Raw genomic sequence first — 19,597 nt, 5'->3', positions numbered from 1 at the left:
GTCGGACGACTAACCCGGGCGGTGGTTTCTCCTGAGGCCGACGAAATGGGATGAGGTTGTCGAACCTCTTCACGTTTCGGGGCGTAGGATGGGAACAAGCGGCCGGAGCTTCATCCTTCCAAGGGTGGCCTGCTCCGGCCGATCGCGTCGGGTCGCGGCCCGGCGTCCTCTTTGACAATTCGGTCGATCGTCTGCGTACACGCAAATGATGGATGATGAGCCCTTGAGGGGAGCCGGCGTGGATGCGGCTCGATGCCTGGCATACTCGCCTTATCCGCGACGAGCCAGGTCGGGCGGTTCATGCTGTCGCGGGGCGTGGGGCAGGGGGGTGACCCCCTCGAACATGACTCCGCGGCGACCAGTTAGTTAGCTAGAATCCTCAAACTTGAGGGTTGGGTGGCACCTCGGTGCTTCCCCCAATCTCGAAGGGTTTGATCCTGGCTCAGAATGAACGTTGGCGGCGTGGATTAGGCATGCAAGTCGGACGGGCCGCAAGGCCAGTGGCGCAAGGGTGAGTAAGGCGACGGTAACCAACCCCGCGGATGGGCATAGCCGAGGGAAACTTCGGGTAATTCCCAGCGATGTGCGGACCTGGCATCAGGTCCTCACCAAAGATTTATCGCCGCGGGACGGGCCGTCGTGGTATTAGCTTGTTGGCGGGGTGACGGCCCACCAAGGCTGCGATGCCTACCGGGCGTGCGAGCGTGGCCCGGCACACTGGGACTGAGACACTGCCCAGACTCCTACGGGAGGCTGCAGTCGAGAATCTTCGGCAATGGGCGCAAGCCTGACCGAGCGACGCCGCGTGGAGGATGAAGGCCTTCGGGTTGTAAACTCCTGTCGAGGGGGAGGAAGGGGTAACCTTGACCGATCCCTGGAGGAAGCACGGGCTAAGTTCGTGCCAGCAGCCGCGGTAAGACGAACCGTGCGAACGTTATTCGGAATCACTGGGCTTAAAGCGCGTGTAGGCGGATCGCCGCGTCGGCTGCTGAAATCCCCCGGCTCAACCGGGGAACGGGCACCGATACGGGCGGTCTCGAGGGGGGTAGGGGGGTCTGGAACTTCCGGTGGAGCGGTGAAATGCGTTGAGATCGGAAGGAACGCCCGTGGCGAAAGCGAGGCCCTGGACCCTTACTGACGCTGAGACGCGAAAGCCAGGGGAGCGAACGGGATTAGATACCCCGGTAGTCCTGGCCGTAAACGATGAACACTGGGTAGGGGGCTCGCCGATGGGCTCCCTGCCGTAGGGAAACCGTGAAGTGTTCCGCCTGGGGAGTATGGTCGCAAGGCTGAAACTCAAAGGAATTGACGGGGGCTCACACAAGCGGTGGAGTATGTGGCTTAATTCGAGGCTACGCGCAGAACCTTATCCCAGGCTTGACATGCACGGATTAGCCGGCGGAAACGTCGGCGAGGCCGCAAGGTACAACGTGCACAGGTGCTGCATGGCTGTCGTCAGCTCGTGCCGTGAGGTGTTGGGTTAAGTCCCCTAACGAGCGCAACCCCTGTGTCTAGTTGCCAGCGGGTAAAGCCGGGAACTCTAGACAGACCGCCGGCGTTAAGCCGGAGGAAGGCGGGGATGACGTCAAGTCCTCATGGCCCTTATGCCTGGGGCTGCACACGTACTACAATGGGGCGGACAGAGCGAAGCCAAACCGCAAGGTCGAGCCAATCGCATAAACCGTCCCTCAGTTCGGATTGCGGGCTGCAACCCGCCCGCATGAAGCTGGAATCGCTAGTAATCGCGGATCAGCATGCCGCGGTGAATGTGTTCCTGAGCCTTGTACACACCGCCCGTCAAGCCACCAAAGCGGGGGGTATCCGAAGTCGCCGGAGCCGCAAGGCAGGCGCCGAAGATAAAACCCGTGATGGGGACTAAGTCGTAACAAGGTAACCGTAGGGGAACCTGCGGTTGGATCACCTCCTTTCTAAGGATACCTTGGAAATTCACCCGCCCCGGAGTACACGCCCTCGAGTTCCCGTAACGCGAGGGTGCCGGACGCGAAGGTGACATCGGCCCCGCCCGGATCAAGTCGGCCGCGAACACGCCGGCTCCCCACGGGGGTTCATCACTCTCATTCGTTGGTTCGCAGCACGATCGACCATGACTTCTGGTCGGGCAGGACCTGTCCTGCCTGGCCAGGCGTCGCATCTCGATTGCCCCCGATCGCGGGGCGTGGCAGGCCTTTTGGTGCTGCCCCGCCCCCTGGCCGGTGGCCAGCGAGGCCGGGATCTCGATCCCGGTGGCTCTTTCACAATTCGGTTGTTGGTCACACACGCAGCAAGTTTATGCGAAGTGTGGTAGTGGCATAGTTCATCAACGAACGTGGACCTTAACGGATCTCGGGAGAGTTTAAACCGCTCTCCCAGGGGTCGTTACTCAAGAGGCCGCATGGAGCGTCGCGAGACGCGCGGGGCCTCGAAATGATGGGATCATGGTCCATGCCGTGTCGGGATCTGTCGCGGATCGTCTTCCTTCGGGAGCACGAGATGGGGCGGGTTCGGATCGGCGTGGTCAAGCTCCTAAGGGCACGGGGGGGATGCCTAGGCGTCATCAGATGGCGGGCGTGGAAGGCCGCGAAAGGTCCGGGGGAGCTGCCCAACGAGCGTCGATCCCGGAATACCCGCTGGAGACCCGGGGAACTGAAACATCTCAGTACCCGGAGGAAAAGAAATCAACCGAGACTCCCTCAGTAGCGGCGAGCGAACGGGGATCAGCCTAAACCGGGTGGGACACCACCCGGGGTCGTGGGGCCGGAGTCGTGGGATGAGTGAGCGTTAGCCGAAGCCCGCTGGAAAGCGGCACCGGAGCGGGTGACAGTCCCGTAGGCGACAATGCGACCTCCCCTATCCGGTACCCGAGTAGGGTCGGGCACGTGAAACCCGGCCTGAATCGGCGGGGACCCTCCCGCAAGGCTAAGTACTCGATGACGACCGATAGCGAACCCAGTAGGGCGACCGAACGGTGGGAAGAACCCCGACCAGGGGAGGAGACTGAACCTGAAACCCCGTGCCTACGAGCGGTGGGAGGGCGTCTGGCTTCGGCCGGCCTGACCGCGTGCCTTTTGCATAATGATCCGGCGAGTTACTGTGTCCGGCGTGGTTAATCCCTTCAGGGGAGGAGCCGCAGGGAAACCGAGTCTGAATAGGGCGAGATTGTCGGGCGCAGTAGACGCGAAACCAGGTGAACTACCCATGGGCAGGTTGAAGCGACCCTAACCGGTCGTGGAGGACCGAACCCACCGATGTTGAAAAATCGGGGGAGGACCCGTGGGGAGGAGTGAAAGTCTTATCAAACCTGGAGATAGCTCGTTCTCTCCGAAATGGCTTTAGGGCCAGCCTCGGGCGTTAGCACGCGGGGGTAGAGCGACGGAATTCGGCCGGGGGGCTTCCCGCCTACCCGCCGAAACCCAACTCCGAATACCGCGTGCCGTACCCCGGGAGTCAGAGCGCGGGGGATAAGCTTCGTGCTCGAGAGGGGAACAACCCAGACCGCCGACCAAGGCCCCCAAGACGACACTCAGTGGCAAAGGAAGTGGGATCGCGGTGACAGCCGGGATGTTGGCTTAGAAGCAGCCACCATTTCAAAAGTGCGTAACAGCTTACCGGTCGAGCCATCCCGCGCCGAAAATGACGGGGACTCAAGTGTCGCGCCGCAGTCGCGGATTCGGATTTATCCGAGTAGTAGGAGAGCGTCGCCCTCAGCAGTGAAGCCGGACGGAGACGACCGGTGGAGCGTGGGCGAGTGCGTATGCCGGAATGAGTAACGACAAGATGGGTGGGAAGCCCATCCGCCGAAAGCACAAGGTTTCCTGGGGAAGGTCAATCCGCCCAGGGTCAGTCGGGTCCTAAGGCGAGGCCCAAGGGCGTAGCCGATGGGCAGACGGTTAATATTCCGTCACCCGAAATGAAGGTTGAGTCAGCGAGGACGCCGGGAACTGAAGGGTCGGGGTGATAGACGCCCCCGTCCCGCAAGGGCGACAGCATTCGATCTGGAAGCCCTTCTTCACCCGGCCACGAAAAGCCCGCTGAGGACGACATTTCGGCCCGTACCGCAATCCGACACAGGTGTGCTAGGCGAGTATCCGAAGGCGTTCGGGAGAACCCTCGTGAAGGAACTCGGCAAAATGACCCCGTACCTTCGGTATAAGGGGTGCTCGGGGCAACCCGAGCCGCAGTGAATCGGCTCTAGCGACTGTTTATCAAAAACACAGGACTCTGCCAACTCGCAAGAGGACGTATAGAGTCTGACGCCTGCTCGGTGTCGGTAGGTTAAGGGAGCCGGTGATCGCAAGAGAAGCTGGCGACCGAAGCCCCGATAAACGGCGGCCGTAACTATGACGGTCCTAAGGTAGCGAAGTTCCTTGTCGGGTAAGTTCCGACCTGCATGAATGGCGTAACGACTGGAGCGCTGTCTCCACGAGGGACCCGGTGAAATTGTAGCCGTGGTGAAGATGCCACGTACCCGCGGTCAGACGGAAAGACCCCGTGAACCTTTACTGCAGGTTGACACTGGTCGGTCGGCATTTCTGTGTAGCATAGGTGGGAGGCAACGACCCGGCGGCGCCAGCCGTCGGCGAGCCATCGGTGAAATACCACCCTGAAATGGCGCCCGCCCTCACCGATCCGTGGCCCGGATCGGGACCGTGTTCATCGGGCAGTTTGACTGGGGCGGTCTCCTCCCAAAGCGTAACGGAGGAGTGCCATGGTACCCTCGGCCCGGTCGGCAATCGGGCAACACGAGCGCAAAAGTACAAGGGTGCCTGACTGCGAGAGCGATCGCTCGAGCAGGGACGAAAGTCGGCTTTAGTGATCCGGCGGTGCTGGATGGGAAGGCCGTCGCTCAACAGATAAAAGGTACTCCGGGGATAACAGGCTGATCTCCCCCGAGCGTCCACAGCGGCGGGGAGGTTTGGCACCTCGATGTCGGCTCATCGCATCCTGGGGCTGGAGAAGGTCCCAAGGGTTTGGCTGTTCGCCAATGAAAGCGGTACGCGAGCTGGGTTCAGACCGTCGTGAGACAGGTCGGTCCCTATCTGCCGTGGGCGTAGGAAACTTGCGAAGGGTCTCCCCTAGTACGAGAGGATTGGGGAGGACCGACCTCTGGTGTGCCGGCTGTCCCGCTCGGGGCATCGCCGGGTAGCCAGGTCGGGAAAGGATAAGCGCTGAAGGCATCTAAGCGCGAAGCCCTCTTCAAGACGAGGTTTCCATGACCCGCAGGGTCTGAAGGCTCCTGGAAGACGACCAGGTCGATAGGCCGGGAGTGCACGGCGGGCGACCGTCGCAGCCGACCGGTCCTAACAGCCAAGCGGCTTGACCACCCCGATCGGCCCCCGCCCCCCAAGGCGCGGACCCCGATCCGAGTGCGAGCCAGATCTCATCATCCGACGACCCCTCCGAAGAGGCCTCGTCGAGGATGGACGCCACCACCCCACCGACCACGAACGAACCTGCGAAGTGCGACCCACACCCGGACCACCGCGTCCGGGGGGCCTGACCGCCCCTCGGACGATTTCCGGCGACGATACTGGCGGGGTCCCACCCGTTCCCATCCCGAACACGGCCGTTAAGCCCGCCAGGCCCATGATAGTGCGCAAGCGCGAAAGTCGGTCATCGCCGGATCCTTCCAACCAGGCCCGCCATCCCCAACCGGGGATGGCGGGCCTTTTCGTTGCGCTGGAGCCAATGTCGCGTGTGTCTGCGGACCTTGGATCGGGCCCGAATCGCTTCCCGAGCGTCATGTTCCCTCAAAACACGAATGTGAGGAGGCGATGCGAAATTCTGAGCAACCTTCAGGCGAGAATTTCTCGGATGGGAGTTCCAAGATCGATTTCGAGCCGCTTTTGACCCGGGACTTCGAGGCGTCGAGGATCGAGTCCGAGTTGATGGAGGACCGTCGCATGGATGTCGGTGACGTAGTGCCTGTTCTCCACGGCGTGAAAACCGAGCTCGTCGGTGGCACCGTGAGCGATCCCTCCCTTGATGCCGCCCCCGGCCATCCAGATGGAGAAGCCGAACGGGTGGTGATCCCGACCATCGCTCCCCTCGGCGCCCGGAGTTCGGCCGAACTCGGTCGCCCAGACCACTATCGTCTCGTCCAGGAGTCCCCGACGTTTGAGGTCGCGAAGAAGCCCCGCGATCGGTTGATCGACCTGGTCGCAGAGTCGAGCATGTCCATTCTTGAGGTCGGAGTGAGCGTCCCAGGCCCCGGCGCCTCCGTTCGATCCATGAAAGACCTGGACGAATCGGACACCTCGTTCGACCAGCCGTCGAGAGGCGAGGCAGAGTTCTCCGAAGGGCCGGGTGGTATCGCGGTCCAGCCCGTAAATGGATCTCGTTTCGGCAGACTCGCTGTCGAACCGGACGACCTCGGGAACCGAAGACTGCATCCGGAAGGCCAGCTCGTACGATCGGATTCTCGCTCGGAGGGCAGGATCGTCTGGATAACGGGCCACCGCCATCTGATCGAGCTTTCCAATCAGGTCAAACTCGCTCTGCTGTTCCTTCCGGTAGACGCTCGGGCCCGGAGAGGCGAAGGGCAGGGGGTTGGCCGGGTCGACCGCGAGCCGGACTCCATCGTGTTCGGGGCCGAGATAGCTCGACCCGTGGCCATTCATCCCTCCACAGCAATCGGCCAGCGGCGTCCCGAGCACGACGAAGCTCGGCAGGTCGTCATTGAGCGAGCCGAGCCCATAGTGAATCCACGATCCGATCGTGGGAAACGGTCCCTCCAGGGCGTGACGCCCCGTGTGGAACTGGAGCTGGGCCCCATGATCGTTGTCGGTCGTCCACATCGAACGGACCACGGCCAGGTCGTCTACACACTCCCCGACGTGGGGCCACCAGTCGCTGACCTCGATCCCGGACTGGCCCCGTTTCTTGAATCCGACCTGCATCGGATAGATTTTGGGCTGAACCTTGTGCAATCCGGCGACGAACTCCCGGACGTTCTTCTTGTTGAATGGGGAGTCGAGCACGGACTTGTGCGGAGTCTCGGCGATGGTCTTGCCGTCGTACCGATTGAGCATGGGCTTCGGGTCGAAGCTCTCCATGTGGCTCGTGCCGCCGACCATGAACAACCAGATGACGTTCTTCGCCTTCGGCGCGAAGTGGGGTTGGCCATCGGGAGGTGACCAGGAGCCATCGGCCCTGGCCACTCCCTCGCGATGGAGCATCGCACCGAGCGCCAGGCCGGCGAATCCCATCCCCATTTCCGTGAGGAACATACGTCGGGGTACTTGTATGGGGCCGTTTCGCATCATTCTGCCCCTTCAACGAATGGTCACGAAGTCGTGGTGATTGATGAGCACGTGAATCAAGCTCTCCCTGGCTCGCTGATGAGGGTCGCCCGAAGGCGCGACCTCGCAGGCGGGACCGGCCTGGAAGGCGTCGGGCTTTTCGGGTTCGGCGAGGATCTCCGACTGACTCGCGAGATATTCCCGGCAGACTTTCCGCTCCTGGTCCGAAGGGGACCGGCCCAGGACTCGATCGAAGGCCGAATCGAGGAAGGGGCCATCGGCCTCCGGCGTCTCGCCAACTTCTCGCGAGAGGTCACGGGCCAGGTAACGAGCATTGGCCAGAGCCAGTGGGCTGTTCGCCATCGCCAGTGCTTGCTGGGGGACCACGCTCACGTCCCGTCGATAACAGGCATTGACGTTCGGGGCGTCGAAAACGCTCAGGAAGAGCATCTGCTTCTCGGCCGCATGTCGAAAGTAGAGACTCCGACGACGCGAGGTGAGCCCCGAGGCCGGTTCGAGATCTGGCCCGCCCATCGAGAAGTCGAGCCGACCGGCCACATGGAGGACGTTATCGCGGACGGCTTCGGACTCCATCCTTCGAGGGTTCATCCGCCAGTAGAAGGCATTCCCCGGGTCGATCGCGGCGGAGGGGTGATCCGGCCCGCCGGTCGATTGCATCCGGTAGGCATCGCTCGTGACGATCAATCGATGAATCGCCTTCAGGCTCCAGCCCCGATCCATGAACTCGGTGGCCAGCCAATCGAGGAGTTCGGGATGGCTCGGAGGAGTTCCATTGAGTCCGAAATCGAACACCGTAGGGACTAGCGCCCGGCCGAAGTGTCGAAGCCAGATATGATTGACCGCCACGCGAGCTGCCAGCGGATTCTCCCGGCCCACGATCCGGCGGGCCAGCGCGAGCCGTCGGCCCGTGCTGATCGTCGGGTAGACGGTCCCGAAAGGAGAATAAGTCCCCGAAGTCCTGGCAGCCGCGATCTTCGCCGATTCCAGCGTCTCCCGGGCCTTGACAACGGACTCTCCAGCCTTCGCCTTCTCGGAGGGCTTGGCGGCACGCTCGGCCTGCTCCAACTCGGCGAGCGTTGCCTCGGCCTTCCGGAGATCGGCCTGTCTTTCGATCCGTCGAGCCTCCCAGGCGAGGATGTCTCCCAGCTTGGAGTCGCGAGGCTCGGCGTGGTTGACCCGATCGGCGGCGATCCTCGCCCGGACGGATTCGAGGTTCCAGAGCGAGGCCGCCAGCCCTATCCGGGCGACGTTCTCCTCAAATTCCGCCCGAGGGTTGGCGAGAAGGGCCTTATCCAGGGCGGCTCGGGCCGTCGCCACTCCCGACTCGGCCTGGGCCAGTACCTCGGCCTGGGCGAAGGGTTGGAGCCCCGGATAAGTCACGGTGATCGGCAGATGGACCGGCTCGATGGGGATGTCTCCGCCGAGGAACGCGGGCAAGCCCGGCGGGAGCGGGTGATCCTTGTCGGGATTCTTCTCGTCCCCTCGCTCGAAGAGATAGGTCGGGGCATCGGTTCGGGCGTCGTAGGCGTGGACGAGCCCATCCTTCTTGATGTCGGGCTCGCCCGGGAGTCGGTCGGTCCGGACATCGTGGGGCTCGAAGAACGCACGATATCGGTAGTATTCCACCTGGCTGATCGGGTCATACTTGTGGTCGTGGCAGCGGGCGCAGGCGATCGTCAGACCGAGGAACGACTTGGACGAGTGCTCGACGGTGTTCTGGAGCCAGGAGTTCCGGTTGAACTTGTACCAACTCCGGGCCAGGTAGCCGGTCGCCCGGAGCCCATCGGCATCTCCGGGAGCCGCCTCATCGGCGGCCAGCATCTCGACGATCATCCGGTCATACCCCTTGTCGAGATTGAGCGACTCGACAATCCAGTCGCGCCATCGCCAGATGTGCGGCTGGCTTTCGCGGACCTCGGCCCCGAATCCGGCCCAATCGCTATAACGCCAGATGTCCATCCAGTGCCTCCCCCAACGCTCCCCATAACGGGGAGAGGCGAGCAGCCGATCCACGGCCGTTACATAGGCATCCGGGGAGAGGTCGGCCTCGAACGCCCGGATTTCCTCAGGTCTAGGGGCCAGCCCGATCAGGTCGAGCGAGACCCTCCGGAACCACTCGCCCGGCTCGACAGGCGGGACCGGTTGCAATCCTCGACCATCGCGAGCGGATCCGAGGAAGGCATCAATCGGATTTCGAATCCTGTTGGAGTCCGGTCGCGAGGGAACCTCTGGCCGTTTCGGAGGACGGAACGACCAGTGATCGCGAGGATCGGGCTGCGGAGTATCGGCGGGTGCGACGGCACCGCCATCGATCCATCCTCGAATCAGCCGGATCTCGTCGGAGGTCAGCGGAGCCCCCTCGGGCGGCATCCGGTCGTCTTCTGGGGCGGCCAACCGCTCGACGAGCAGGCTCTCGTCCGCGTGGCCCGGCTCGATCGAGGGTCCGCCATCCCCTCCTCGGCGGATCAACTCGGACGAATCGAGCCGGAGCCCGGCCTTTTGCTTGAGCGGACCGTGGCAGGCAAAGCATCGACGGGCCAGGACTGGCTTGATATCGCGCGAATAATCGACCCCGGGAGCAACCGAGCAGAGCAGCAACGCCATGGAAAAAGAGATCGGCATGGCTCGTTTCGTTCGTCAGGGTGCGCGATCGAGTGTTTAACAAATTTCATCAAATCTATCTAGCTTTGGACGATCGGTCAAGGAACAGAGTCCCGCTCGGAGCCTGGCGTTTCGCTGATTCGGTTCATCCGCGACGCGCCCGGGATAACGTTCTACCCGAGAACGACCGGACGGACGCCCCAGGCCTGAGAGTCGCAGAGCCCGCACGGAAGCCTCATCTCAAGAAAGCTTGGGAGGAAACCCTTGCGAAATGGAGCGAGAAGTGCAAAATGCTCCTGGAGACGAAGTGTGCTCCGGGAACCTCAATCGCCTCGTCAAGCCATGGACGTTCGTTGGTCTTCCTGGACCCACATATTCGGGCGATTAGCTCAGTTGGTTAGAGCACCGTCCTCACACGGCGGGGGTCACTGGTTCGAGTCCAGTATCGCCCACTCCCGAAATGGTTACGCCGAAACGATTTACGTTACCTGCCGATGGTCGGCAGTGCGGCCCGAATCCCTCGCAAGTGAGTAGTCTACTCACCCGAAGGAGGAGTGTCGCACATGCTTTCCCGCCGGCAAATCCCCTCGTACCGCCTCCACAAGGCGACCGGCCAGGCCATCGTGGTCCTGCGGGGCCGTTCGTACTACCTCGGTAAATTCGGGACGACCCAGAGCCGAGCCGAGTATAACCGGGTCATCGCCGATAACCGGGTCATCGCCGAATACCTCGCCAACGGCGGTTCGGCTCCCCAGCCGAAGTCAGGCCCTGCCGCCTCGACCGATCTGACGATCGACGAGCTGATCCTGAGATACTGGCGATTCGCCGAGGGGCATTACGCCCGCGACGGGCTCCCGGGCCGGGAGTTGGCCAGCATCCGAGACGCCATACGGCCCCTCCGCCAGATCTACGGCCAGTCCGAGGCGGCCCGGTTCGGCCCGCTAGCCTTGAAGGCGGTCCGGAAGGCGATGATCGACGCGGGGCTCTGCCGCAACACGATCAACTCCCGGGTCGGCAAGATCCGGAGGATGTTCAAGTGGGCCGTCGCCGACGAGTTGATCCCCCCGGGGGTCCTGGAGGGCCTGAAGGCCGTCGGTGGGCTCCAGAGGGGTAAGGGCGGGGCGAGGGAGTCCGAGCCGGTCCGCCCGGTGTCCCCGGAACATGTCGAGGCGGTGCTCCCCTTCGTGTCCAAGCCGGTCCGGGCCATGATCCAGGTCCAGCAACTGATACCGAATCCCCTGGATGACTAACCATTGAGCTCGACCGCCCAGCTGAAGCCGACGGCTCCGCGGACGACCTCGGGGTGGTCGATCAACCATCGGCACCGATCCAGGACAGGGACCTGCATCGTGGCCAGGTCGTTGAACCCCAGGTTGGCCACCGCCTCGCGTACCAGCGGCCAGAGCGGCTCGACCGGCTGTAGCTCCGGCGTGCAAGGCGGCAGTCGGTGCAGCACCACGTTGACCGGGATCGCCAGCCTCCTGGCCACGTGCCAGCCGGCGTTGTCCACCATCAGCACCAGCAACTTCTCCCCGGCCGGGTCGGCCCAGCGGGCGAATTCCTCCAACGCCAGGCCCATCCAGTCGGTATTGGCCGAGGGCAGGATCAGCTCCAGGTTCCGCCCGCTGGCCGGGTGCACGAAGCCGTAGACGTAGGCCCATTGGTACTTGGTCCGGCCATAGGAGAGCGGCCGATGGCCTCGCACCGCCCAGACCCGACGGGTGATCGGCTTGAGCCCCAGCCGGGCCTCATCCTCGGCCCAGACCTCGACCACTCGGCCGGGGTGCTCCCGACGTAGGCGGGCGACTCGATCGGCCAGGGCGTCTTTTCCACGCCCGCTGCGAAGCGGGCGTGGCGGCCTCCGGATGTCGGGGTCGGGGGACCTGCAGCGAGAAGCCCAGGCCACGCAGCCATCTCCAGCCGGTCTGCTTGCGGATGTGGACGTCCCAGCGATCGCGGACGAAGGTGGCGACCTTGGCCCCGGTCCAGAGCCCGCCGTCGGGCGGCGACTGGCGGAGGGCGGCCCAGAGATCGACCTGCTGCTCGGGGGTGAGCTTGCTCTGGCCGCCGTTGGTGGTAGCCCTCCGGTCGCCCAGGCCATCGGGCCCCTGGGCATTCCAGCGTTTGAGCAAGGCGCGGGCCCAGACCGGAGTCAGGCCGACCTGCTGGGCGGCCTGAGCCGGGCTGAGCGGCTGGTCCGGGCGAGTTAGGAGCCAGATCACCTGCCAGTGGGTCTTCTCGATGCCGGAGCGGCACGCGCGATAGCGGCGAGCGATCTCCTCGGGGGGCAGGTGCAGGACGATGGGCAGTCGTTCGTTCGCCATGGGGAACCTCCGTGGAAGTAGGAGATCCCCCTATGATAACTCATCCGGAAGATTCCGTATGACGGGGATGAGGCCGGGTGAGGTGATGGCGTTGCGGGCCGCCGACGTCGACCGTTCGGGCGAGGTCTGGATCTACAAACCGCACCGGCACAAGACGCAGGACAAGGGCTTCACCCGGGCCATCCCGATCGGTCCGGCCGCACAGGCCATCCTCGAGCCCTGGCTGGTCGGCGACCCAGAATCGTTCGCGTTCAGCCCAACCCGGGCCGTGGAGATTCGCAATGCCGAGGCGAGGGCGGGTCGACGGAGCCCGATGACCCCGAGCCAGGCCGCCCGCCGGCCGAAGGCGAATCCGAAGAGAAGTCCCCGGGATCGGTACGACAAGCGGCCCTATCACCGGGCCATCGAACGGGCCTGCGATCGGGCGTTCCCGCACCCGACTCTCTCGACTGTCAAGGAATCCGAATTGTCGGATGCCCAGAGGGCGGAATTGCTGGCCTGGCGCAAGGCCCATCGCTGGCACCCGAACCGGCTCCGCCACTCGGTCGCCACGCGAATCCGCAAGGAGTTCGACCTGGAGTCCGCCCAGGTCGTGCTCGGGCATGCCCGGGCCGACGTGACCCAGGTCTATGCCGAGCGCGACCTGGAGAAGGCCGTCGAGGTCATGCGGCGGATAGGTTGAGAGTTCGGCCGTTCGTCCGGAGCCCCCCCAGACGGGCGGCCCGCCCCCGCCAGCAATAACGCGATCCCAGATCAATGAATCGGGTAGAGCGAATCGCCGATGTAGGTTTTGCAGACCTTTGCCTTGCCCGGGGCCATCGAGACTCGTGCTCGCATACGCCAGGGGCGACCGGTTATTGATCCGGATGACGGATGATACGGAATCTTCCGGATGAGTTATCATAGGGGGATCTCCTACTTCCACGGAGGTTCCCCATGGCGAACGAACGACTGCCCATCGTCCTGCACCTGCCCCCCGAGGAGATCGCTCGCCGCTATCGCGCGTGCCGCTCCGGCATCGAGAAGACCCACTGGCAGGTGATCTGGCTCCTAACTCGCCCGGACCAGCCGCTCAGCCCGGCTCAGGCCGCCCAGCAGGTCGGCCTGACTCCGGTCTGGGCCCGCGCCTTGCTCAAACGCTGGAATGCCCAGGGGCCCGATGGCCTGGGCGACCGGAGGGCTACCACCAACGGCGGCCAGAGCAAGCTCACCCCCGAGCAGCAGGTCGATCTCTGGGCCGCCCTCCGCCAGTCGCCGCCCGACGGCGGGCTCTGGACCGGGGCCAAGGTCGCCACCTTCGTCCGCGATCGCTGGGACGTCCACATCCGCAAGCAGACCGGCTGGAGATGGCTGCGTGGCCTGGGCTTCTCGCTGCAGGTCCCCCGACCCCGACATCCGGAGGCCGCCACGCCCGCTTCGCAGCGGGCGTGGAAAAGACGCCCTGGCCGATCGAGTCGCCCGCCTACGTCGGGAGCACCCCGGCCGAGTGGTCGAGGTCTGGGCCGAGGATGAGGCCCGGCTGGGGCTCAAGCCGATCACCCGTCGGGTCTGGGCGGTGCGAGGCCATCGGCCGCTCTCCTATGGCCGGACCAAGTACCAATGGGCCTACGTCTACGGCTTCGTGCACCCGGCCAGCGGGCGGAACCTGGAGCTGATCCTGCCCTCGGCCAATACCGACTGGATGGGCCTGGCGTTGGAGGAATTCGCCCGCTGGGCCGACCCGGCCGGGGAGAAGTTGCTGGTGCTGATGGTGGACAACGCCGGCTGGCACGTGGCCAGGAGGCTGGCGATCCCGGTCAACGTGGTGCTGCACCGACTGCCGCCTTGCACGCCGGAGCTACAGCCGGTCGAGCCGCTCTGGCCGCTGGTACGCGAGGCGGTGGCCAACCTGGGGTTCAACGACCTGGCCACGATGCAGGTCCCTGTCCTGGATCGGTGCCGATGGTTGATCGACCACCCCGAGGTCGTCCGCGGAGCCGTCGGCTTCAGCTGGGCGGTCGAGCTCAATGGTTAGTCATCCAGGGGATTCGGTATGATTTACCAGCCAGTGGTGCGAGCGAAGCATTTTCGGGATGCCATCCCCTCGTCCCGAGGCCACCGGCCAACTTCGGGTCGCCCCCGCCCGTCGGTCCCGGCCCCGGCGAAGGGTCGCTTCGCGAAACGCCCCGAGACGGGGTTTCGCGAAGTCCTTGAGGAGCACTGGACCTGCGTCCTCCGCCATCAGGAGCGAGCGGCCATCACCGCGAGAGGACGATTCGGGCGTTGCCGGCATCGAGACTCGACCGCTCGCCCGTCGTTGGATTATGGTAATATTCGGCGGCTCGCCAATGTGATTTCCACCCCCCTCCATCGCGAGGTATGCATTGGCGGGTCAGGGCATCGGCCGCGTATGGAGCCCCCGAATCCGAGGAAGATCCCATGGGTCGCCGATCGCGGTTCCTGCTCTTGCTCTTCCTGCCCGTGATCGCGGGGGTGAGTGCGACAATCTTAAGTCCCGTCCTCCGCCGCCGGATCATACAGGAGGTGGACGTTGCCCTGCGATGGAAGGGAGGCGATGCCAAGCCCGTCGAACCCTCACGCATCACCGGGCGAGTCGTCGCCGAATTGGTCTCGGGAGACGGCAACCGATTGAAGGTCCCTGGGCACGTCGTCGAGGCCCTCGGGATCCGCACCACCGCGGCGCGGATCGCGAATGAGGCCCGCTCGCTCTCGCTCTCGGGTTCCCTGGCCCTCGATGCTAACCGGCTCGCTCGCGTCCATCCCCGCTTCGACGGCGAGGTGGTCGAGGTCGGCTCCATTCCCGATCCCGAGGCCAGCACCCAACCCGGAGAGACCCCCGCCCGACCGCTCCGATTCGGCGACGAGGTCAAGGAGGGGCAACTCCTGGCCGTCCTCTGGAGCACGGCCCTGGGGGAGAAGAAGAGCGAGTACGTCGACGCCCTCTCCCGGCTCCGCCTCGAGCAGGAGACGCTGGAAAGGCTCGAGCGGCTCCTGAAGGATCAGGCGATCCCCGAGCGGAACGTCCGCGAGGCCAAGCGGGCCGTCGAGGCCGACGAGATCGCCGTCGTCCGGGTCGAACGCACGCTCCTATCTTGGCGGCTGACCGACGAGGAGATCGGGTCGGTCAAGGCCGAGGCCGAGCAGATGCACGCACACAAGAACACCCGCGACACGGCCCGCGAGCGATCCTGGGCTCGGCTGGAGGTGAGGGCTCCCTTTGCGGGCACCGTGGTCGAGAAGAACGTCACGGTGGGAGACATCGCCTCGACCACCTCGGACCTTTTCAAGATCGCCGATCTCCGCCGCCTCGCCGTGTGGGCCCACATCTACGAGGAAGATTTGCCGATCCTGCTCGCGCTGCCATCCCCCCTCCGCTGGACCGTCCGGCTCAAGTCGGACCCGGCCGCCGAACCCCTGACGGGAGTCATCGAGGAGATCGGCGACATCATCGACCCGAATCAGCATACGGCCCTCGTGATGGGGCACGTGGCCAACCCTGCGGGGCACCTGAGGGCCGGCCAATTCATCATGGCTTCGATCCCCCTGCCGGACGATCCGGGCGAGGTCGAGATCCCGACGACCGCCCTGATCGAGGACGGGGACGAGAGCGTCGTCTTCGTCCAGCCCGATCCCCGCGAGACTTCCTACGAGTTGCGGCATGTGAAGATCGTCCGCCATACCAGCCAGGTCGCCTACGTTCGCTCCCCCGTCGCGGGGCCGGGGGGCGAGGCTCGCTCGGGGGCGATCGTCCGCGGGGAACTGGTCGTCAGTTCGGGGGCCCTGGAGCTCCGGGCGTCCTTGAAGGAGCTCCAGGCCGCGGGGCGGGACTCGAAGTGAGGCGGGGTCGGATGGCCGCCGGAAGGGGTTGGTTCCTCCATGCTTAACAAGCTGTACGACTGGGCCGTGGGGAATCCCCTGGTCGTGATCCTGCTGGCGCTGGCGTTGGCCGCGGTCGGCGGCTACTCGTTCGTCCACATCAACGTCGAGGCGTACCCCGATCCGGCCCCGGCGATCGTCGAGGTGGTCGCCATGTATCCCGGGGCCTCCGCCGAAGAGGTCGAACGCCAGGTGACGATCCCGCTCGAGGTCGCCCTGGCCGGCATGCCGGGACTGCGGGCGTCGCGGAGCAAGGCCCTCTTCGGCCTGGCCTTCGTCAACAATCAATTCGACTATGGGACCGACTACAACCAAGCCCGCCAGGAGGTCATCAACCGGCTCCGGTCGGTCGAACTGCCGGAGGGCGTCGTCCCCGAGATCTCGCCGCGATCGCCGATCGGCGAGATCTTCCGCTACACGCTGAGCAACCCCAAGGACGCACTCGGTCGCCCCATCTACTCGATGAACGACCTCAAGACATTACAGAACTGGACGCTGGTCCGCGAGTTCCGCCGCCTGCCCGGGATCATCGACGTCATCAGCTTCGGCGGCACCCGAAAGCGATACGAGGTCCGTCCCGACCCCGACCGGCTGAAACGCTACGGGATCACCCTGGCACAGTTGCAGGAGGCGATCGCCCAGAGCAATGCGAACGTCGGCGGCGATTACATGGTCCAGGGGGACACGGTCCAGGTCGTGCGCGGCCTCGGGCTGCTGGGGAAGGGGCTCGACCCGTTCCAGAGAGTGCTCGGCCTGGAGGACCCGGCGGCCGCTCGCGACATCCTCAAGGCCGAGGAGGGGAAGCGGATCCGCGAGATTCGCCGGATAGTGGTCGCCTCGACCGATAACGTCCCGATCCGGGTGGAGGACGTTGCCGAGGGGGGGCCGCTCAAGCCCTGGGAGGACGTCGGAGACCGTGGGGTGGTCGTCGGCAACCACACCCGCCTGGGCCGGGTTATCTTGAGCCGACCCGTCCGGGACAAGGAAGGGCGAGCGGTGGAAGGCCATGACGGGGAGCGGGCTTGGGTCGACGAGGATGACGCGGTGCAGGGCCTGGTCATGCTCCGCAAGGGGGCCGACACGCTCCCCGCCCTCGAGGCCGTCGAGGCCAAGATCGAGGAGCTCAACTCGGCCCCCGGCCGGCTTCTGCCGGGCGTCAAGATCGTCCCCTATTACAACCGGACGGACCTGATTAACGTGACGACCGAGACGGTCCGCGAAAACCTGGTCGTCGGGATGGCCCTGGTCGTGGCCATCTTGCTCATGTTCCTCGGCAATGTCCGCTCCGCCCTGATCATCGCCATCAATCTGCCCTTGGCCCTGCTCTTCGCCTTCGCCGTCCTCTATCTCCGCGGCCGGTCGGCGAACCTGCTGTCGATCGGGGCGGTGGACTTCGGGATCATCGTGGACAGCTCGGTCATCGTCGTCGAGAACATCTATCGCAAGCTGAGCTCGGGCGAGGATTCCGAGTTGCCCCTGGCCAGGCGGATCGTCAGGGCGGCGATGGAGGTCGAGCGGAGCCTGTTCTTCTCGACGATTGTCATGGTCTGTGCGATGCTCCCCCTGTTCACGATGACCGGGCCGGAAGGGCAGATTTTCGCACCGATGGCCGACACCTACGCCTTCGCACTGGCCGGTGCCCTGCTCCTGGCCGCGACCCTGTCGCCGGTCCTCTGCCTGCTCCTGTTTCGGCACCTGAAGCCCGCTCGGGACAACGTCCTGGTCCGCTGGATCAAGGGTGCCTACCTCTGGCAGCTCGGGCATTTCCTCGACCACCGCAAGGCCACGCTGGCCACCTTCGCCATCCTCGTCCTCGCCACGGCCGGCTGGGCCGTGCCTCGGCTGGGCCGCGAGTTCATGCCGGAGCTGGACGAGGGCCACATGTGGATCCGCAGCATCTTCCCGATCAACATTTCGCTGGATGAGGTCTCCGACAAGGCCAAGATTGCCCGTTCGATCATGCGGAAATACCCCGAGGTCGAGCTGGTCGCCGCCCAGCTCGGCGGGCCCGATGGCGGGACCGATCCGACGAGCTTCTACAGTGCCGAGTTCTTCGTGCCGCTCAGGCCCCAGCAGGACTGGCCCGCCGTCCGGGAGCAGCAGGGCTGGCGACGGTGGTTCTCGACGACAAGGCCCCGAACCAGAGAGGAACTGGTCGACGAGCTGAGCGGCGAGCTGACGAGGACGATCATCGGGGTGAACTGGAATTTCTCGCAACAGATCCGCGACAACGTCATGGAGGTGCTCTCAGGCGTGCAGGGCGAGAACTCGGTGAAGATCATCGGGCCCGACCTGGACGAGCTGGAGAAACTCGCCGCCAAGGTCGAGTCGGCCCTGTCGGAGGTTCCCGGGCTCGGGGACGTCGGGGTCTACCGAATCAAGGGGCAGTCGAACCTGGAATTCCCCATCGACCGCGAGAAATGCGCCCTCTGGGACGTGAGCGTTCAGGACGTCGAGGACGTGATCCAGACGGCGGTGGCCGGCAAGCCGTTCACGCGGATGATCGAGGGCGAGAAGTCCTTCGACGTGACGCTCCGCTGGCCCGAGCGGCTCCGGCAGAGCGACTCCGCCATCCTCGACATCCCGGTCAACGTGACGGCCCACAAGGTCAGCGGCGGCATCGCCGCCGACGTCCCGGGCACTTCCTTGACCGGGCCGAGCCAGGGCGTGGCCTCGATCGGCACGAGCGGGGCGATGCCAGCCCTGGCCGGCAGTTCCCTGACCACGGGCATCGTCGACCTGAGCTCCTCCCCCTGGAGGCGTCTCCGCGACCTGGTGACGCCGACCGACGCCCAGGGGAATCCCGACCAGGAGGCCGGGTTCATCCACCCCGGGGCCTCGATGATCTATCGCGAGGAAGGCAACAGGATGATCGCGGTCAAGTTCGGCGTCCGGGGCCGCGACCTGGCCGGGGCCGTCGCCGAGGCCCAGGGCAGGGTCGCCCCCCTGGTGGAGGCCCCCTATCGGATCGAGTGGAGCGGAGACTTCCGGCAGATGGAGCAGGCCGAGCGGAGGATGCTACTCATCGTCGGGCTCGCCCTGGCCCTGATCTTCCTCCTGCTCTACCTGGCCTTCGGCTCGCTGCTGGACGGACTGGTCATCTTCGCCAACGTGATCGCCATGTCACTGGGGGGCATCTGGGCCCTCCTGCTGACGGGGACGAACTTCAACATCTCGGCCGCCGTCGGCTTCGTCTCGGTGCTCGGGGTGGCGGTCCTGAATGGGCTACTGATGGTCTCGTCGTTCAACGCCCTGAGGGCGAAGGGTCTCGCGGTCAGGGAGGCCGTGACACGGGGCGTCGAGAGGCTGATCCGCCCGGTGACGATCACGGCCCTGGCGGCGATCCTGGGGCTTATCCCCGCGGCTTTCTCGACTCGGATGGGCTCGCAGGCCCAGCGTCCCCTGGCCATCGTCGTGGTCGGCGGGATGGTCATGACCCTCATCCTGGCCAACCTGGTCCCCGTGCTCTATAGCCTGTATGGCCATCGCGAGCCACCGGCCGACTCCGGGAAACTATCCCACTGATTCGCCTTCCGA

The 19,597-nt window shown here is 64.9% G+C and carries 10 protein-coding genes, 1 tRNA gene and 3 rRNA genes; 10 read left to right on the top strand and 4 right to left on the bottom strand.

Annotated elements, in window-relative coordinates; all coding sequences use genetic code 11:
• The first annotated feature begins 419 nt into the window (after positions 1-419).
• The 3 genes from P12x_RS17360 to rrf all read left to right on the top strand — a co-directional run bounded on the left by P12x_RS17360 (position 420) and on the right by rrf (position 5,622).
• Positions 420-1,928: ribosomal RNA gene (locus P12x_RS17360) — 16S ribosomal RNA — on the top strand.
• A 585-nt stretch (positions 1,929-2,513) separates the two neighbouring features.
• Positions 2,514-5,321: ribosomal RNA gene (locus tag P12x_RS17355) — 23S ribosomal RNA — on the top strand.
• Between the two features lie 193 nt (positions 5,322-5,514).
• Positions 5,515-5,622, top strand: a 5S ribosomal RNA gene (rrf, locus tag P12x_RS17350).
• Together the 16S, 23S and 5S rRNA genes form the textbook arrangement of a ribosomal RNA operon.
• 170 nt (positions 5,623-5,792) lie before the next feature.
• On the opposite strand, the gene P12x_RS17345 is transcribed toward rrf, so the two are convergent.
• Positions 5,793-7,226, bottom strand: coding sequence for a DUF1501 domain-containing protein (locus P12x_RS17345; RefSeq protein ID WP_435005653.1), 1,434 nt, complete (start codon positions 7,224-7,226; stop codon positions 5,793-5,795).
• A gap of 45 nt (positions 7,227-7,271) precedes the next feature.
• Positions 7,272-9,881, bottom strand: coding sequence for a DUF1553 domain-containing protein (locus P12x_RS17340; protein WP_435005651.1), 2,610 nt, complete (start codon positions 9,879-9,881; stop codon positions 7,272-7,274).
• Positions 9,882-10,238: 357 nt separating this feature from the next.
• On the opposite strand from P12x_RS17340, the gene P12x_RS17335 reads away from it, so the two are divergent.
• Positions 10,239-10,312, top strand: a tRNA-Val gene (locus P12x_RS17335).
• A 111-nt stretch (positions 10,313-10,423) separates the two neighbouring features.
• A complete protein-coding gene (locus P12x_RS17330; protein WP_435005650.1) occupies positions 10,424-11,110 on the top strand; it encodes a hypothetical protein in 687 nt (228 codons plus the stop codon).
• Here P12x_RS17330 and P12x_RS17325 read toward each other — a convergent pair.
• Complete coding sequence (locus P12x_RS17325; protein ID WP_435011681.1) at positions 11,107-11,679, bottom strand: IS630 family transposase; 573 nt, start codon at positions 11,677-11,679, stop codon at positions 11,107-11,109. The two genes, P12x_RS17330 and P12x_RS17325, sit on opposite strands and share 4 nt — an antisense overlap.
• Positions 11,609-12,184, bottom strand: coding sequence for a winged helix-turn-helix domain-containing protein (locus P12x_RS17320; RefSeq protein ID WP_435005114.1), 576 nt, complete (start codon positions 12,182-12,184; stop codon positions 11,609-11,611). The genes P12x_RS17325 and P12x_RS17320 overlap by 71 nt, the downstream gene beginning before the upstream one ends.
• Before the next feature lie 58 nt (positions 12,185-12,242).
• On the opposite strand from P12x_RS17320, the gene P12x_RS17315 reads away from it, so the two are divergent.
• The 5 genes from P12x_RS17315 (at position 12,243) to P12x_RS17295 (ending at position 19,585) form a co-directional block, all read left to right on the top strand.
• Positions 12,243-12,866, top strand: coding sequence for a tyrosine-type recombinase/integrase (locus P12x_RS17315; protein WP_435005649.1), 624 nt, complete (start codon positions 12,243-12,245; stop codon positions 12,864-12,866).
• Between the two features lie 254 nt (positions 12,867-13,120).
• Positions 13,121-13,696 (top strand): winged helix-turn-helix domain-containing protein, encoded by a 576-nt coding sequence (locus P12x_RS17310; protein WP_435005114.1) that lies wholly within the window; start codon positions 13,121-13,123, stop codon positions 13,694-13,696.
• On the top strand, positions 13,578-14,198 hold the full coding sequence (locus P12x_RS17305; protein WP_435011680.1) for an IS630 family transposase: 621 nt from the start codon (positions 13,578-13,580) through the stop codon (positions 14,196-14,198). The genes P12x_RS17310 and P12x_RS17305 overlap by 119 nt, the downstream gene beginning before the upstream one ends.
• Before the next feature lie 404 nt (positions 14,199-14,602).
• Positions 14,603-16,021, top strand: a complete 1,419-nt coding sequence (locus tag P12x_RS17300; protein WP_435005647.1) for an efflux RND transporter periplasmic adaptor subunit — start codon at positions 14,603-14,605, stop codon at positions 16,019-16,021.
• A gap of 39 nt (positions 16,022-16,060) precedes the next feature.
• Positions 16,061-19,585 carry an efflux RND transporter permease subunit gene (locus P12x_RS17295; RefSeq protein ID WP_435005646.1) on the top strand — a complete coding sequence of 1,175 codons (3,525 nt, stop codon included), beginning with the start codon at positions 16,061-16,063 and terminating at the stop codon, positions 19,583-19,585.
• The last annotated feature ends 12 nt before the right edge of the window (positions 19,586-19,597 follow it).

Origin of the sequence: Tundrisphaera lichenicola (assembly GCF_051175385.1) — a bacterium.
GTDB classification, from domain to species: Bacteria; Planctomycetota; Planctomycetia; order Isosphaerales; family Isosphaeraceae; genus Tundrisphaera; species Tundrisphaera lichenicola.
This window is presented reverse-complemented; position numbering and strand designations above follow the sequence as displayed.

What these genes read in the sequence shown, in the direction of transcription:
- P12x_RS17345 (WP_435005653.1), bottom strand. Translation starts at nt 7,226, where the DNA reads ATGTTCCTCACGGAAATGGGGATGGGATTCGCCGGCCTGGCGCTCGGT.
- P12x_RS17340 (WP_435005651.1), bottom strand. Translation starts at nt 9,881, where the DNA reads ATGCCGATCTCTTTTTCCATGGCGTTGCTGCTCTGCTCGGTTGCTCCC.
- P12x_RS17330 (WP_435005650.1), top strand. Translation starts at nt 10,424, where the DNA reads ATGCTTTCCCGCCGGCAAATCCCCTCGTACCGCCTCCACAAGGCGACC.
- P12x_RS17320 (WP_435005114.1), bottom strand. Translation starts at nt 12,184, where the DNA reads ATGGCGAACGAACGACTGCCCATCGTCCTGCACCTGCCCCCCGAGGAG.
- P12x_RS17315 (WP_435005649.1), top strand. Translation starts at nt 12,243, where the DNA reads ATGACGGGGATGAGGCCGGGTGAGGTGATGGCGTTGCGGGCCGCCGAC.
- P12x_RS17310 (WP_435005114.1), top strand. Translation starts at nt 13,121, where the DNA reads ATGGCGAACGAACGACTGCCCATCGTCCTGCACCTGCCCCCCGAGGAG.
- P12x_RS17300 (WP_435005647.1), top strand. Translation starts at nt 14,603, where the DNA reads ATGGGTCGCCGATCGCGGTTCCTGCTCTTGCTCTTCCTGCCCGTGATC.
- P12x_RS17295 (WP_435005646.1), top strand. Translation starts at nt 16,061, where the DNA reads ATGCTTAACAAGCTGTACGACTGGGCCGTGGGGAATCCCCTGGTCGTG.